At 56.5% G+C, this 14,873-nt stretch carries 16 protein-coding genes and 1 pseudogene; 6 read left to right on the top strand and 11 right to left on the bottom strand.

Annotation, left to right across the window (positions count from 1 at the left end):
• Positions 1-26 precede the first annotated feature (26 nt).
• From arsJ to HU762_RS26635, 7 genes and pseudogenes are all read right to left on the bottom strand, one after another.
• Entirely contained in the window at positions 27-1,247 is a 1,221-nt protein-coding gene (arsJ, locus tag HU762_RS00075; RefSeq protein ID WP_186631193.1) for an organoarsenical effux MFS transporter ArsJ, read from the bottom strand.
• 9 nt (positions 1,248-1,256) lie between these two features.
• Complete coding sequence (locus HU762_RS00070; RefSeq protein ID WP_186631189.1) at positions 1,257-2,261, bottom strand: ArsJ-associated glyceraldehyde-3-phosphate dehydrogenase; 1,005 nt, start codon at positions 2,259-2,261, stop codon at positions 1,257-1,259.
• A gap of 82 nt (positions 2,262-2,343) precedes the next feature.
• A complete protein-coding gene (gene arsH, locus HU762_RS00065) occupies positions 2,344-3,057 on the bottom strand; it encodes an arsenical resistance protein ArsH (RefSeq protein WP_186631187.1) in 714 nt (237 codons plus the stop codon).
• A complete protein-coding gene (locus HU762_RS00060; RefSeq protein ID WP_186632978.1) occupies positions 3,050-3,301 on the bottom strand; it encodes a hypothetical protein in 252 nt (83 codons plus the stop codon). The genes arsH and HU762_RS00060 overlap by 8 nt, the downstream gene beginning before the upstream one ends.
• 2 nt (positions 3,302-3,303) lie before the next feature.
• Positions 3,304-3,789: an arsenate reductase ArsC gene (locus HU762_RS00055; RefSeq protein ID WP_186631185.1), complete on the bottom strand. Its 486-nt coding sequence runs from the start codon at positions 3,787-3,789 to the stop codon at positions 3,304-3,306.
• 27 nt (positions 3,790-3,816) lie between these two features.
• A complete protein-coding gene (locus HU762_RS00050; protein ID WP_186631184.1) occupies positions 3,817-4,188 on the bottom strand; it encodes a metalloregulator ArsR/SmtB family transcription factor in 372 nt (123 codons plus the stop codon).
• Positions 4,189-4,196: 8 nt separating this feature from the next.
• Positions 4,197-4,283, bottom strand: a pseudogene (locus HU762_RS26635) (arsenate reductase ArsC); the annotation flags it as partial.
• A gap of 304 nt (positions 4,284-4,587) precedes the next feature.
• Here HU762_RS26635 and HU762_RS00045 point away from each other — a divergent pair.
• Positions 4,588-4,725: a hypothetical protein gene (locus tag HU762_RS00045; RefSeq protein WP_186631183.1), complete on the top strand. Its 138-nt coding sequence runs from the start codon at positions 4,588-4,590 to the stop codon at positions 4,723-4,725.
• Here HU762_RS00045 and HU762_RS00040 read toward each other — a convergent pair.
• Complete coding sequence (locus HU762_RS00040; protein ID WP_238340332.1) at positions 4,722-5,411, bottom strand: DMT family transporter; 690 nt, start codon at positions 5,409-5,411, stop codon at positions 4,722-4,724. The two genes, HU762_RS00045 and HU762_RS00040, sit on opposite strands and share 4 nt — an antisense overlap.
• Here HU762_RS00040 and HU762_RS26630 point away from each other — a divergent pair.
• The 3 genes from HU762_RS26630 to HU762_RS26625 all read left to right on the top strand — a co-directional run bounded on the left by HU762_RS26630 (position 5,380) and on the right by HU762_RS26625 (position 6,912).
• A complete protein-coding gene (locus HU762_RS26630; protein WP_238340315.1) occupies positions 5,380-5,622 on the top strand; it encodes a hypothetical protein in 243 nt (80 codons plus the stop codon). The genes HU762_RS00040 and HU762_RS26630 overlap by 32 nt on opposite strands.
• Positions 5,623-5,795: 173 nt before the next feature.
• Positions 5,796-6,413 carry a TetR/AcrR family transcriptional regulator gene (locus tag HU762_RS00035; protein WP_025214418.1) on the top strand — a complete coding sequence of 206 codons (618 nt, stop codon included), beginning with the start codon at positions 5,796-5,798 and terminating at the stop codon, positions 6,411-6,413.
• Positions 6,414-6,480: 67 nt separating this feature from the next.
• Positions 6,481-6,912, top strand: coding sequence for a hypothetical protein (locus HU762_RS26625; RefSeq protein WP_238340314.1), 432 nt, complete (start codon positions 6,481-6,483; stop codon positions 6,910-6,912).
• A 16-nt stretch (positions 6,913-6,928) separates the two neighbouring features.
• Here HU762_RS26625 and HU762_RS00025 read toward each other — a convergent pair whose 3' ends face one another.
• Positions 6,929-8,917 carry a M10 family metallopeptidase C-terminal domain-containing protein gene (locus HU762_RS00025; RefSeq protein ID WP_186631182.1) on the bottom strand — a complete coding sequence of 663 codons (1,989 nt, stop codon included), beginning with the start codon at positions 8,915-8,917 and terminating at the stop codon, positions 6,929-6,931.
• Positions 8,918-9,183: 266 nt separating this feature from the next.
• Between HU762_RS00025 and HU762_RS00020 the strand changes: the two genes are divergently transcribed.
• Positions 9,184-10,086 (top strand): bestrophin family ion channel, encoded by a 903-nt coding sequence (locus HU762_RS00020; RefSeq protein WP_186631181.1) that lies wholly within the window; start codon positions 9,184-9,186, stop codon positions 10,084-10,086.
• Positions 10,087-10,212: 126 nt separating this feature from the next.
• The gene (locus HU762_RS00015; RefSeq protein ID WP_186631180.1) at positions 10,213-10,824 is read left to right on the top strand and encodes a transferase; all 612 of its coding nucleotides are present in this window, start codon (positions 10,213-10,215) and stop codon (positions 10,822-10,824) included.
• A gap of 379 nt (positions 10,825-11,203) precedes the next feature.
• Here the strand turns inward: HU762_RS00015 and HU762_RS00010 are convergent, their stop codons facing one another.
• Both HU762_RS00010 and HU762_RS00005 read right to left on the bottom strand, forming a co-directional pair.
• Positions 11,204-12,589: a DnaJ domain-containing protein gene (locus tag HU762_RS00010; protein ID WP_186631178.1), complete on the bottom strand. Its 1,386-nt coding sequence runs from the start codon at positions 12,587-12,589 to the stop codon at positions 11,204-11,206.
• A 6-nt stretch (positions 12,590-12,595) separates the two neighbouring features.
• A complete protein-coding gene (locus tag HU762_RS00005) occupies positions 12,596-14,287 on the bottom strand; it encodes an Hsp70 family protein (protein WP_186631174.1) in 1,692 nt (563 codons plus the stop codon).
• Between the last annotated feature and the right edge of the window lie 586 nt (positions 14,288-14,873).

Raw genomic sequence — 14,873 nt, 5'->3', positions numbered from 1 at the left:
GGCCTCGGGTCCATCACAGAATGGCTTCAAATCGCCTTGGCATGCCTCGGTAATGCGATGGAAATCAGGGCGGCCAGCAATACGAATACGCTCGAGATCCACAAACACGCCTCCAGACCATATAGCTGATAAACCCAGCCGGAAAGCACGGTTCCAATCAGTCGTCCCATGGCGTTCGACATGTAGTAGAAGCCCACGTCCAGCGATACGCCATCTTCCTTGGCATAGGACACGATCAGGTAGCTGTGCAGGGACGAATTCACCGCAAACAGCACACCAAAAACCATGAGGCCGCCCAGCAGTACCGTCTGTGGAGACCACCCGGTGTTGAGCCCAAGCGCAATCAAGGCTGGCAGGCCCGCCAGGGCAAGTGCCCACACAAAGGCCGCACGCCCATCCGGAACATGCCCACTCTTCTTGCCGGTGATCCTGGGTGCGAAAGATTGCACGATACCGTAGCCAATCACCCAGGCAGCCAGGAAGCCACCAACCCTCCAGAAGTCCCAGCCGAAGACGCTGTTCAAGTACACCGGCAAAGCCACCACGAACCAGACATCGCGGGCGCCGAACAGGAACATCCGCGCCGCCGAAAGAATGTTGATTGCCCGGCTTTTGGACAAGAGCTCACGAAACTTGGGTTTGGCTTTTGCCTTGCCCAAGTCCTTCTTCAACAACATCACGCTGCTGATCCAGATCACGGCCAGGACACCCGCCATGGCCAGTAAAGCGCCTTTGAAGCCGATCAGGACCAGCAAGGCTCCCCCAAGAAAGAAGCCAACACCCTTGAGTGCGTTCTTCGAGCCGGTGAGGATCGCCACCCATTGATAAAGCTTGCCCTGCTGCCCATCGGGGACCAGCAGCTTGATCGAGCTTTTGGCGCTCATCTTGTTCAAGTCTTTGGCAATCCCAGACAGCGCCTGGGCACCCATCACCCAGGGGATGGTCAGCCAGGCAACCGGAACCGTAAGCATCAGCAATGCTGCGACCTGGATGCCCAGCCCGATGTTCATGGTCCGGTTAAGACCCAGCCGGGCGCCGAGGTAACCCCCCACCAGATTGGTGATCACGCCGAAGATTTCGTAGAACAGAAACAACGCGGCGATTTGCAGCGGGCTGTAGCCCAACGCGTGAAAGTGCAGCACCACCAACATGCGCAGGGCACCATCGGTGAGGGTGAAGGCCCAGTAGTTGCCCGTCACGAGCAGGTACTGCCGCACTTCCGGAGCGAGGGCTGACAAGGCTTTCATGACCGCTCCTTAGACTGCCAGACCGACCAGTCTGGCCAATTCAACGGTGCGGTTGGCATAACCCCATTCATTGTCGTACCAGGCATAGAGTTTGACCTGGGTGCCGTTGATGACCATGGTCGACAGCGCATCGATGATCGATGAACGCGGATCGGTACGGTAGTCGATAGACACCAACGGACGTTCCTCAAAACCGAGGATGTCTTTCAGCTCGTTCTCGGAAGCGTCCTTGAGGAGCTGATTGACCTCTTCGACAGTGGTGGCCCGCTCGACTTCAAAGACACAGTCGGTCAGCGAAGCGTTGGCCAGCGGCACGCGCACGGCGTGACCATTCAGGCGTCCACGCAGCTCCGGGAAGATCTCGGCGATGGCGGTGGCCGAGCCGGTGCTGGTTGGAATCAGACTCATGCCTGAAGCACGCGCACGACGCAGATCCTTGTGCGGCTGATCGAGGATGCTTTGGGTGTTGGTCAAGTCATGGATAGTGGTGATCGAACCGTGGCGAATGCCCAGCTTTTCGTGGATGACTTTCACAACGGGCGCCAAACAGTTGGTGGTGCACGAAGCCGCGGTGACGATGCGGTGCTGCGCGGGATCGAACAGGTGCTGGTTGACGCCCATGACGACGTTCAACGCGCCCTGCTCTTTCACCGGAGCGCAGACCACTACACGCTTGACGCCCTGATCCAGGTAGGCCTGCAACACCGCCACGGTTTTCATCTTGCCGCTGGCCTCGATCACCAGATCGCAGCTCGTCCAATCTGTTTCGGCAATCGATTTGTCGGCCGTTACTTTGATCCGTTTTCCGTCGATGACGACGTTGTCGCCGTCGGCGCTGGCTTCGTTGTGCCAACGGCCATGCACCGAGTCGAAGTTGATCAGGTGCGCATGCGTCACCGCGTCGCCCGCTGGATCGTTGATCTGCACGAATTCGAACTCTGGCCAGTTCCAGGCTGCTCGTAGAGCAAGGCGACCGATCCGGCCAAAACCATTGATGCCAATTTTAATAGTCATGTTGTCGTGCTCTGTCTCTGGTATCAGTGGGCGTTCGTCTGGGTGTCGAACTGGCCGATGTATTCAATGTGGGCGGGGCCTTTCAAATCGACCGCTGGTTAACACGCTTCATCAGTTCCTCTGCGGACTCCTTGCGCTCGGAATAACGATCCACCAGATAGTCCTGCCGGTCGCGAAGCAGCAGCGTGAATTTCACCAACTCTTCCATCACATCCACGACACGGTCGTAGAACGGAGAAGGTTTCATCCGACCGTTGTCGTCGAATTCCATATAGGCCTTGGGCACGGATGATTGATTGGGGATGGTGAACATGCGCATCCAACGTCCCAGCATTCGCAGCTGATTGACCACGTTGAACGACTGCGAGCCGCCGCACACCTGCATGACCGCCAGGGTTTTACCCTGGGTCGGGCGTACCGCGCCCATGGCCAGAGGCACCCAATCGATCTGTGCTTTGAACACAGCGCTCATGTTTCCGTGACGCTCTGGAGAGCACCAGACCTGTCCCTCGGACCACAACACCCAGTCGCGCAGCTCCTTCACGCGTGGATGGTCGGGGGCGTCATCTGGCAGCGGTAAACCTGACGGATTGAAAATCCGCGTCTCGGCGCCAAAGTGCTCCAGCAGTCGAGCGGCCTCCTCCACCAACAGACGACTGAAAGAGCGCTCACGAGTGGACCCGTACAGCAGCAAAATGCGCGGCTTGTGGATGGAGGTCTTTTCGATACCAAGCTTGTCTGCCGAGGGAAGATCGGCCAGTTCAGTATCAAGCTGAGGAATAGCGTCATCAAACATAGTCTTTGTCCTGCGCAACGGTGTTCTTGGATTCATCGAACCAGCGACGTTTCAGCCAGAGGGCCACACCGACCAGGGAAATCAATACCGGCACCTCTACCAACGGTCTATGTTGGTTGTGCCGACTGTTGAGCCACTGCGGCCAGCCTTCGAACAGACTCCCCAGACCGATGCCCAAAGCCATGGCGAGAAAAATCCACAGCGTCTGGTAACGGTCCAGAAATGACAGGCGGCTTTTACTCATGATCATTGCTCTTGTGGTTGCAGCGTGCCAATGAGAGCCAGCTCTGCCTTGAGCTGCTCGGCATTCAGTTGAGAAAGCGGTAAAGCCAGGAAGGCTTGGATACGGGTTTTGATCTGCTCCAGGGTGGCTTCAAACGCCGCCTCTATCTCTTCCTGAGTTCCGTGGTATTGCGAAGGGTCAGCCAACCCCCAGTGGGCCTTGATGGCCGGCCCGAAAAAGACAGGACATGCCTCCCCGGCGGCCTTGTCGCACACCGTGACGACGTAATCAGGTGCCAAGTTCATATGGGCATCACTGGACTTGCTGGACAGCCCGAGCGTCGAGATACCGGCCTTTTCCAACGTTTTGAGACTCAGCGGATGCACTTCGCCTTTGGGTTGACTACCCGTGCTGTAGGCTTTCATGCCGTCAGGCGCCAAGTGATTGAAGACCGCCTCACAAAGGATGCTGCGGCAGCTGTTGGCAGTGCAGAGAAAAAGGATTTTCATCAGGCGGTCTCATAGTCGAGGGCGGAATCAAGCGACCTTGTTTTCACAGCACACGGCTGCACGTTCAGGACGGTCACCCATTTCATCAAGGCGTTTGGCATCAGGGCTTAACCAATGCTTGTTGCTTTGGAACGTAATCGTCAGCACTTGATGAACCCAATCGGGGAGATTTGGGTGCAGCCGGTAATAAACCCATTGGCCTTGCCGACGGTCCGAAAGCAGCCCGCACGTGCGCAACTGCGCCAGGTGCCTGGAGATTTTTGGCTGACTCTCGTTCAACGCGCAGGTCAGTTCGCAAACACAAAGCTCTCCTTCGCGCGTGATGAGCAGCATGGTGCGGACACGGGTTTCATCAGCCAGGCATTTAAAAACAGTGGTGGGTGTCAGATGGTCAGCCATATCGATTCTCAGCGTTTGGTTTTCACCAAGACAAACATCTTGATGCGCTCATGAGTTTCATGAAGCGTGTGGCGAAATGCGTCGGGCTTGGTGCTGGCGCTACAAACGAACAGAACACGGGTTCTGCTGGTCATCGTGGATGATCTAGCTCACATACGGTTTTTCGAATATACGTTTTTGTGTATTAGCGGTAAAGCCAGACGCCAGTGAAAACTCTGAAAAAATCAGATTCACTGCTAATACCACCCATTAACCCCTGTATTTACTGGGGCATCAGACAACCGCTCAGCAGAACCTCAGCATATACATCTGGATAATCGGATATATGGATTTTGTAATAGGGTTGTCATGCGCTTGAGAGTAGCCTCGGCTCGATCCAACCAACCTGGAGCCCGAGAGATGAAAAAACGCATGCCGCAGTATCGGATCTCCAATGCAGCACGCGCCGACATTGTCGATATTCTAGAAATACTGTGGTTATCTGATCCCTGGCGATATCACGCAAAGCGCGAGCATCGCGTAGACCTGTTCGACTAGCCGGGCTGTTTGCTGCCCAGCACCAACGCAACACCCCCCAGCACAGCGGCGGATGCCAACACCATCCTTACGCTAAGGCTTTCCCCCAGAAAAACGATACCAGCCAGCGAAGCCAGGATGGGCACGCTCAACTGCACCGTCGCGGCTTGAAACGCTGCAAGATAACGCACCGCGACGTACCAGACCGCGTAGCCAACGCCCGACGCCAGCGCGCCGGAAAGAACCGCATAAAATATCCCCAGCAGATCCCAACGCAGCTCTGAGAGAAACGGCAAACTTGCAACCAAGACCAGGGGAATCGAGCGCAGAAAATTGCCGGCTGTGGTTGCCAGCGGATCGGCGACAGTTTTGCCAAGCAGTGAATAGATCCCCCATGCCACCCCCGATAACAGCATCGTGAGTGCGCTAACGGGGTCAGGTGCTGCGGCACCTGGAAGCAGCAGACTGACCAAGCCAACAATCGCCAGCACAAACCCAACGACTGGCAACGTGTGCATCCGCTCGCCTTTGAACATGCCGTACAGAACCATGCTCAGCTGAACCGCGCCAAACAGCAGCAATGCCCCCGTCCCGGTCTCCAAATGACGGTACGCGAAGGAAAAAGCGAAGACGTAAACGAACAAGGCAGCGGCCCCCTGCCAACTGCCTTTGCCTATGGTTGAGGTCCGCCTCAAGGCACACAACAGTCATAACACCAAGGCCCCGCTGGCCAGCCGGACAACGCTGAAACTCGCAGCATCAATGTCGGTGTGCTTAAGCGCCAGGCGGCACAGCAAGGAGTTCGCGGCAAAGGCGAGCATGGCGAAACAGATCATCGCGATCAATCTTGCCGAGGCTGACGAGCTGGACGCCTTCGTTACGGGGTTGCTTATTGTCATGGTCGATCCCAATGCCTAGGCAGGCTCTCAGAACTCTTGACGCCACCGCGCCCTTAAAAACACGTTAAACGCCTCTGTACCGATCGGTCAATACAACTATCTTCCTGCAACCATGGGATGAGCTTCGCCCGTCTGTATCCTTCACCGCGCACGCATGGGTATGATTGGCGCTCAACCGGTTGGAATTGACCCATGGGAAAAAAGAACGCCGTCGTCGCTGCCGAACCTGCTGAAACAAGCACTAAGGAGCGGATACTGAAGATCGCTGCGCAGCTGTTCTCGACGCGCGGGTTTCACGCGACCGGCATGGCTGAGTTGGAAAAAGCCACTGGCCTGGCTCGAGGCGCGCTGTATTACCACATCGGCAGCAAGGAAGAATTGCTGTTCGAAATCACCAGCCGGTATTTGCGAGTGCTCATCGCAGAAGGTACGCCCCTGTGCGAGAGCGACCAGCCTGCAGAAGATAAATTTCGCCAATTCTCGGCCATCGTGATGCGCACGATTGTCACCCACCTGGCCGAAATGACGGTGTGTTTTCGAGAAGTGTATTCGGTCATTGGCGAGCGCCAGACTGAATTGCTCGACCTGCACCGGCAGTATGAAAAGCTCTGGTCGAATATCCTCAAGGCTGGCGTGAGCGAGGGGACCTTCCGCACATCTGACTCGTTAGCCGTGAAGGCTATTCTTGGTATCCACCACTACAGCTACTTGTGGATCAAGCCCGGTGGCCCGCGCTCTCCGGAATCCATCGCGACGTTCTTTTGCGACACCCTCCTGCCCGGACTGAAGGTTGAGCCGCGCCCGGCTTGACTGTCATCAGCGGCGCTTTAAATGCACCGCCTCCCGGGACCTCCTCCACATTCATGTTCCCTCACCGATGGTTGTCCTAGCGACTGGACCACGCGCGTTTTTCGTATGCAAATCGCTGGTCACCTACCCTTCCGGCACCCAGAAACTGACGCGCAAGGGCCTGCATGAGATGCGTGGCATCGCCTGGAGCGGACACGGCAAAATTACCCGCGTTGACGTTTCCATCGATGGAAATGGCAACACGTGGCTACTATCCTGTCCATCGCGGCCAAGTGGGACTAACACTTGCGATGACAGACGAAGATGTCGAGGGCTTCATAAAAACCACCAAGGACATTATTCATCTCATTTACGCGAAGGATTAATATCCCATCACCACATGCCCCGCCGGTCCTCGATACGCCGGCACGATTGCTGCGTATCGAGAGCCAGGAAAAGAGTCTTGAACCTCTTTTTCATACGGCCATCTCTATGTTTTTTTACTCACTTTGAGGCCTGAATTTTCGTCCGCTGAATCAAGCCAGGGTGTAGTCCGGTGGCATACCCAACAGCTGTATTTCCTCAATGCCAGTGTGTGTCGAAGCGAAAATGAACGACTCACTCTGAAACTGATAACTACCCTGCAGCGTGACCTCGAATCTGGCACCTGACTCATCGGTGTCCAGGCTTCTGAGATAGGTAAGCGTGTTATCCGCGTTTGTCCTGACTTGAAGAGTGCCGTTGTGACCGCTCCCAAGGCCGACGAAGCCCAGGGCCGAGACGTCAATCCTATCGACGCCTTGTTCGAAGCCAAAAATGCGATCTGCAGAATTTACCGAGTCCGTCCGGTAACTGTCGCTCACTGAACCGAAGTGGAACGTATCAATGCCACCGCCCCCCACTAAAAGATCCCGTCCCGCGCCGCCATCAAGCGAGGTATTTCCCAGGCTGCCGGTCAACGTATCGTTCCCTGCCAATCCCATAAGCGTTTCTGTCCAACCGTGCGCGAAGAGGGAATCGTTGGCGTCGCTTCCACTCAAGAGGCCGGGTGTAAAGAGGAGGTTGTTTGCATCCAGCTGTTGACTGAGGTCGCCATCAAACACAAGCTCGAAGCGCTGACCGTCGGGATCAGCATCGTAGCTCTTCAGGTAGGTCCGCGTGCCCTCCTCGTTCACCTTCAATGCAAGCGTTCCCCCATGACCATTACCCAACGCCGTAAAACCAAGCGCTGAAAGATCCAGCATATCCTCGTCTGTATTGAAGTCGCGGATTCGATCACTAAAGGCAGTATCAGCGGTTCGGAAGCTGTCCGTCATCGACTGGAAGCGGAACACGTCACCGCCCTCGTCCCCGGTGAGCAGGTCGCGGCCACCACGGCCATCGATCAGATCGTTGCCGGCCCCACCTGAAATTGCATCGTTGTAGGAGTGGGTACCTACTAACAGATTATCCTCTGTACCACCGGTAAGGTGCCTGTAGCCGTCGTCAGGATTCCCAAAGGTTGTATCAAGGTTGCCATCCGGGTCCAGCCGCATAATGCCAAGATTGGTCCCATCAGCAGAGGTGGAAACTGTTCCGGAAACGAGGATTCGACCGTCAGCAAGCACCACGGCATCTCTTCCACTGATGCCCGGCGCGGCGAAACCGTCGGCCAGCTGCCCACTGCCACCGAAGGTAGTATCGAGACTGCCGTCGGGATTGAGGCGATAAATGCCCGCCCCATTCTCGAAACTGCCAAGGACGAGAATCTTTCCGTCGGCCTGTACGGTGACCCCTGAAGCGGAACCCTTCGAATAGGACGCGATGCCGTCGACATCAAATTCCCTGTCCAATGTTCCATCAGCGTTCACATGGACTATCCCTTGAGTGGAAGTCAACAGAACCTTGCCGTCCTGCTGGAGCGTCAAGCCGAAGGGAGAATAATTTCCTACGCCAGCAATCTCCAGGCGCCCGTCGCCGCCGAAGCTCAGGTCGATTTCACCGTCTGGCGTAAGGCGCGCAATTTCCGTGTAACTTTCGTCGTCCACAGCGGAAAAACCTACCAGGATGCTGCCGTCTGCCAGCACCGCGATTGCATTTTGCGCATCATCGCCCACTGGGGTAACCACCCTGCCACCTTCGCCAAAGCTTTTATCAAGGGCGCCGTCGATATTGAATCGCGATACCGTTGCCTTGGAGCCTGAATCGATCACAAGGTACTTTCCACCTAACTGCACCGCTGCCCCGCCGCCAAACTCGGCAGCACCGCCATACCAATAGCTGACGTAAGGGCCTAAAAAGCTTTTGCCATCGTCACTGAAGCTCGTATCGACAGTGCCATCAGGATTGAACTTGCTCAGGGTAGCCCGGTAGTCAGCCGCCCAATAATCGTCATCGAAGGAATAGGATGAGCTGTACCCCGCGAACCAGATAGAGCCATCGGCGTCCGCCACTATGCGACCGGGCTCATCTACACCGGTGTAGCCTACGGTAACCAGACCCGTTTTTAGTGGCGAGTTCTGGGGGGAGCGGAGTGAATCTTCCATTTCACAGTCCTCTTTCAGCATGTTTTAGACGGGGATAACTCTAGTCCACATTGATTGACGTTGTGGCTTGATGCTTGTGCCTTCCATTAAGAATCGTAGTCGCAGGCGATCCAATTCCAGGATGCCTTTGAGGTGCGCAAACAACATTTCGACCTTTGCGCATACATCGACCAAAATGTCATGCTTCCCGCGCCAACCGAACCTTTGCCCCCAAGCATCGTCCGAGCTTAAGCGTTTAAGCTAACTGCTCGCCACGAGGTTTCCGTTTGAAAGCTGCCATCGTCAAAAATTACCGTCTGATCGTCAAGACCATGGGCTATGTGGGCTGGGCGTTGTTCTGGTTGTTGCTCTGGGACATCGCCGTCACGGTGGACTTCATGCTATTTCTCAACGCCAAGCTGAACCTGCCGCTGATGCCGCTGACCTTGCTCGGCTCGGCGTTGGTGGTGTTGATCAGTTTCCGCAACAGCAGTGCTTACAACCGCTGGTGGGAAGCGCGGACGCTGTGGGGGACGATGATCAACAATTCACGCAGCTTCGCCCGTCAGGTGCTGACGCTGCTGGACGACGCCGGCAGCGAGGTGAATCCGGTCAAGTCGACCCTGTTGCGCCGCCACGTCGCTTATGTGAATTGCCTCGCCGCGCATCTGCAAGGCCAGCCTTGTCCCGAGGAGGTGCGGGCGTTTATTCCGGCCGAAGAGTTTGCCCGCAGTGGCACGACCAATAACTTTGCCAACGATATCCTCACCGGCTCGGCGACTTTGCTCGCGCGGGAATACCAGGCCGGGCATCTGGACAGTATTCGCCTGGCGCGTCTTGAGTCGACGCTGGTGGACCTGTCCAACAGTCAGGGCGGCATGGAGCGGATCGCGAATACGCCGCTGCCCTACCCTTATGTGTATTTTCCACGGCTGTTTATCTCGCTGTTCTGCCTGATTGTGCCGGTTGGACTGGTGGAGTCCCTGGGCTGGTTCACGCCGCTGGCTTCGACCGTGGTTGGGTTTATGCTGCTGGCAATCGAGCGCATCGGCACCGATCTGCAGAGCCCGTTTCGCCACAGCGAACATCAGATCCAGATGGAAGCGCTGTGCGAAACCATCGAAAAAAACCTGCAGTCGATGCAGCGCGATTCCTTGGGTGATGTGCGCGGGCTTAAAGAGAACGCTTGAGCAATCGGGAACCGGCAGCTTGTGAAGGCTCCGAATGAATCAAAACGCCGGCGCAACATCCGCGTGATAACGTCCAATGGGCGCAAGGCAGGCATAACCAAGCTCACTTTTTTCGGAAGATCTTTTATGAAGTCACCAAAAGTCGATGATTACATCACGCAATGGCCATTGCTGGGCATGGGCTCTGCTGCCCCTTGGGCGGTGACTCAGGATTGCGAGAATCGGATCCTGGCATTGCTTGAAGCGCTTGGCGCGGGATACCGGCGTCAAGGCAATATTGCTGTTCATGAAACTGCCGTCATTGAGCAAGGAGCCGTACTGAAGGGCGCAGTGATCATCGGCGAGGGCTGTTTCGTAGCTACGGGCGCCTACCTTCGTGGAGGTGTGTATCTCGGGAGAAACTGCATTATTGGCCCCAGCTGTGAGCTGAAAAGCACCTTCATGCTGGATGGCAGCAAGCTTGCACACTTCAATTTCGTTGGCGACTCATTGATTGGCGAGTCGGTAAATGTTGAAGCCGGTGCGATCATCGCAAACTATCGTAACGAACTGGACGGGGCTGCTATAAAAATCCGCCACGAAGATTATGTGATCGAGACAGGAGTCAGCAAATTCGGAGCGCTGGTGGGTGATGGCTGCAAGATTGGCGCAAACGCAGTGATCGCTCCAGGCGCTTTATTGCGGCCAAAAACATATGTTCCTCGTCTTGGATTGATCGACCAGTTCGCCTACGATTAACATTCTTAACCGTTGGTACCGTCACAAAAACGCCCTCCCCACCGGCCCAAGCCCACCGCATATAAACCTAGGCCCGTTCCCAATCTCGAGGATCATCCGGCAATCCAAGGATGGTGGTGTCCAGCAGCTCAAACGTTTCGGGATGGAGTACAGAGCTGGTTGCGTCGTTAAGCAAATCATCAATGGCATGCATAAATGCTGTGATAGCTGCCCAAGCTCTCGTGATCGAACACCGGATGGAATTCCCTATCGCACGATTGGGCGATGTAGAACGTACCGACTCTTTCGAGGCACGAGCAGTAGGGTAAGTGCAGAAACAGCTGGACACGCCGAGGCATGTCAGGCTGATGAGCATGATAAAGAAAGATCGCGTGCCGTCCTAAACAACAGCGCTCATACGGAAATAGACTGCAGCAGCCATCACTGCCACTGCAATCACAGCCAACAGGCCTTCGCGTTTCAACAGGTGCCAAGGCAACTGTCCGACCCTCAGTTTTAGCGCTCGTAATGCTCGAGCCCACATTGAAGCCTTACCGCCGCTCAGTGCGTCATTCGTGAAGTAGATCGTACCGAGGAACACCACCACTGGGCTTACCCACCGCAGCCACAGGACATCGCTGGACCATGCGCATGCCAGGGCTGCGGGCACTGCACTGGGGAGTACGTGGCGGAGCAACAAGAGCCCAGCGCCTTGTCGGTACCAGCGGCGCGGTAATAACAATCGACTGATCAGCACATCCAAACGCCCCGCTACCACAGCCACCCTAGCCCAAACATGGTATGCCTTCATGCCGATCCAGTTCACGAACATCATCATCAGCGGCATTAACAACACCACGCCCAACCCATCTTTCTTCATCGGTCCGAAGAACACCGAAGCGATAAGCACGGCAGACAGCGCCATCCACAGAAAAAGGTAGACTCTTCGATAGCTCGTGGGTGGTAACCACTCCCGCCAGTTGTCGAGTGGTTGCAACCCAAGGCGCTGGGGCAATTCAGGAAATTGATATTCGATGGCTTGCGCGAGCCCTGCAAAACGTTGCCAGTCGAGACCGCTAAAGCCGTCAGCCATTTCACGACGGCGGCGGTCAGTCATGGGTTTGAACAGCATAGCGGCTGCCTGCCCGTGCATCTTATCGTCGTCGAACCTGGCCAAATCGCTGAGTACGGTCTCTGCCAAGGCTTGTGCCTCGCATCGCCGGATCAGGCGATCCCAGCGCCAGTACTCGCATGGTAGGTTGCCCTGGGTTTCATCCCAGCCCATGACCTGGCACACCCCATCGAAGAAGGTTGGCGACCATCTCTCTGCGGATTCGAGCCAATCCAAAATATTCTGCTCGAACTGCTGCCGGCGCTCGAACGACAATAGCCAATCGCTCGCCAGCCAAAGGCGTAGCGCATCCATTACTTGACGGTCTTTGCCCTCAGCCAACCACTGCTGCATCTGACTCAGGGACGGTTCCGGTGGGCTGGCGGTAGTTGGAATGTCGACGCGCTCTCTGAGGATGACCAGCGTGGGATCTTCCGTCGGCTGGTAGCGCTCTGGAGTTGACGCGCTTACGGCTGACGGGGCGTAAACGACTTCCCTTCCGGCCTGCGCACGCCAGCGCGCCTCGGCCAACGAGGCTTCATAGGCTTCACGAAGGCGCTGGAACTCATTGGGGTTTTCGTCTGGGCGGTGGATTCTGAGCAGCCGTGCATAGGCGCGTTTGATGCTGCGCTCGTCCGCGTCCGGGGTGATGCCCAGCACTTGCCAATGACTCATGGCGGCTTAACCCTCTTGCTCGAAATGAGCAAGGCGCTGGGTAATATCGACACGGGCTTTACGGATCCGGTGTTCATCCTGAGTGTCGAGCATTTGCTGAAAATGGTTCGCCAGCCCGGCGATGTACTGCCGGCCATCGCCAAGGCCTTCTTGATAAAGGCGGTCCAATCGAGCCAGCAGCAGGGTATTGATCTGCTGATCGCGCGGGTGCACTTTCAGCGCTTCGAGGGCGGCCAGCCGTTGCGCGATTTCTTCGGGAGCCAGTACGCCAGGATTGTTCTCGATAACCAGCCGGCGGGTTTCGCCATTGGTGGGCAAATGCACCTGGGCTTCGAGCAAACCGTTATTGTCGTAGGTGAAGCGTACGTCCAGCGTGACCTCCCCGGCCTTGCGCGGTGGTACGGGAATTTCCAGTTCACCGAGGAAAATGTTGTTGGCCACCAACCGGCTTTCGCCCTGGTAGATACCCAGCCTGACCACCTTCTGGTTATCGCTGACGGTCGACACGTCACGGGAACGGCTCACGGGCACCACAGTGTTGCGCTCGATGATTGGCAGGTAGTGACCGCTTTGGTAATCGGTGCCTAGCTGTACTACGGTCTCGATCCCCAAGGTATAGGGGCATACATCGGTAAGAACCACTTCCTCGAGGGAAGCATGGCGCGCCTGCAGCGCCGCCTGGATGGCCGCTCCCTGCGCAACAACCTCGTCCGGGTTGAGCTGCATTGCCGGAATTCGCCCGAAGAGAGTCGCGACCAACTTACGCACCAGCGGCATGCGCGTGGTACCGCCCACCAACAATATTTCGTCCAGATCCGCGACCTTGATCCGGGCATCGCGCAGCGCGCGTTCGATCGGCGTGCGCAGGCGGTCCAACAAAGGCTGGACGATGTCCGCCAGATCGCTCTGGGTCAGTTCCAGACTCCACTCCCGCATTTGCTCGCGAAGGATAAAATGGGCGACTTGCGCTTGCCCCAATGCATGACGAACACGCTGAGCCTCACGCCGCAACCGCTGTGCTATGGCGGGGAGGGTTATGTCGGGGAGATCAGCGGAACCGATTTTGGCGATGAAGTGCTCCACGAGCCGGTCATCGAAATCTTCACCCCCAAGAAAGTTGTCCCCCGCGCTGGCGCGCACTTCCATGACGCCCTCGAACAGCTCCAAAATGGACACATCAAAGGTGCCACCACCGAGATCGAACACCAGGAAGGTCGTTTCCTTTCGCTCTTGAAGGCCATAGGCCAAGGCTGCGGCAGTAGGTTCGTTGACAAGCTTTTCGATCTTCAGTCCGGCCAACTCACCAGCAATACGGGTGGCCTTGCGCTGAGCGTCGCTGAAATACGCAGGTACGCTGATCACCGCTTCGTGAACAGGCTCGCCTAAAGCACGCTCGGCATCGGCCTTGAGGCTGCGCAGCAACATCGCCGAGAGTTCTTCCGCACGGTAAGCGCGCCCGCTCAGCATCGTTTCACGGGAGCTGCCCATATAACGCTTGAATAGAGACGTGGTGAGGTGCGGGTGGGTATGCAGCCGTTCGCGGGCAATTTCCCCGGCGATCAGTTGACCGTGGTCGTCGAGGCCAACGACGCTGGGTGTGAGAAAGCTGCCCAAGGCATTAGGGAGTAGCCTGGCGCTTTCGCCATCCCAAGCAGCCACTAAGCTGTTGGTAGTGCCCAGGTCGATACCTATGATCACAGTCACTTTTCCTTAAATGAGGCGACCGCCCAACAGCGGACCTTGGTCGTAGGCCCAGACATTACACTGGACACGGTTGCGGATTCACGGTCGGAGTTATCGGCCGAGCTGATGGCGGTTTTAATTTTGCGGGATCGGAGAACATAGCCAACATCAATCAAGCACGCCAGCGATACCAGACGCTAATCCTCACAGCGTTGCGCGCTATCGCCAACATACCCTCTCGCGTTGGTACCCAAAATCGCGACGAATTCACACTAACTCTTCGCAGCCATCACCTCATCCACTCACGCCAGCATGCAAACCAGCGCCTGAAAACGGTCAAAAGCCCGCGCTAGGTGGTGTTTTTCGTGGAGCAACCGACGAAGTGATCGCGATCGTCAGATCTCCTTCAGGATGCATGAAGGCGTGCCTACACCAGGTGAACGAGCCCGAATGTCTAACGCGGTGCCTGCAAGGCTGAGGCATTTTTCAGATCGAGTAGGAGGCGGATTTACATCCGCCGTCCTCTCACACCACCGTACGTACGGTTCCGTATACGGCGGTTCAGGTTATACGGATAAACCGTTAATCGTATCCAGTATCG

Source organism: Pseudomonas sp. SWRI92, assembly GCF_014268685.1.
GTDB classification, from domain to species: domain Bacteria; phylum Pseudomonadota; class Gammaproteobacteria; order Pseudomonadales; family Pseudomonadaceae; genus Aquipseudomonas; species Aquipseudomonas marvdashtae.
This window is presented reverse-complemented; position numbering and strand designations above follow the sequence as displayed.

What these genes read in the sequence shown, in the direction of transcription:
- HU762_RS00015 (WP_186631180.1), top strand. Translation starts at nt 10,213, where the DNA reads ATGAAGTCACCAAAAGTCGATGATTACATCACGCAATGGCCATTGCTG.
- arsJ (WP_186631193.1), bottom strand. Translation starts at nt 1,247, where the DNA reads ATGAAAGCCTTGTCAGCCCTCGCTCCGGAAGTGCGGCAGTACCTGCTC.
- HU762_RS00055 (WP_186631185.1), bottom strand. Translation starts at nt 3,789, where the DNA reads ATGAAAATCCTTTTTCTCTGCACTGCCAACAGCTGCCGCAGCATCCTT.
- HU762_RS00050 (WP_186631184.1), bottom strand. Translation starts at nt 4,188, where the DNA reads ATGGCTGACCATCTGACACCCACCACTGTTTTTAAATGCCTGGCTGAT.
- HU762_RS00060 (WP_186632978.1), bottom strand. Translation starts at nt 3,301, where the DNA reads ATGAGTAAAAGCCGCCTGTCATTTCTGGACCGTTACCAGACGCTGTGG.
- arsH (WP_186631187.1), bottom strand. Translation starts at nt 3,057, where the DNA reads ATGTTTGATGACGCTATTCCTCAGCTTGATACTGAACTGGCCGATCTT.
- HU762_RS00035 (WP_025214418.1), top strand. Translation starts at nt 5,796, where the DNA reads ATGGGAAAAAAGAACGCCGTCGTCGCTGCCGAACCTGCTGAAACAAGC.
- HU762_RS26630 (WP_238340315.1), top strand. Translation starts at nt 5,380, where the DNA reads ATGGTTGAGGTCCGCCTCAAGGCACACAACAGTCATAACACCAAGGCC.
- HU762_RS26625 (WP_238340314.1), top strand. Translation starts at nt 6,481, where the DNA reads ATGGTTGTCCTAGCGACTGGACCACGCGCGTTTTTCGTATGCAAATCG.
- HU762_RS00045 (WP_186631183.1), top strand. Translation starts at nt 4,588, where the DNA reads ATGAAAAAACGCATGCCGCAGTATCGGATCTCCAATGCAGCACGCGCC.
- HU762_RS00025 (WP_186631182.1), bottom strand. Translation starts at nt 8,917, where the DNA reads ATGGAAGATTCACTCCGCTCCCCCCAGAACTCGCCACTAAAAACGGGT.
- HU762_RS00010 (WP_186631178.1), bottom strand. Translation starts at nt 12,589, where the DNA reads ATGAGTCATTGGCAAGTGCTGGGCATCACCCCGGACGCGGACGAGCGC.
- HU762_RS00070 (WP_186631189.1), bottom strand. Translation starts at nt 2,261, where the DNA reads ATGACTATTAAAATTGGCATCAATGGTTTTGGCCGGATCGGTCGCCTT.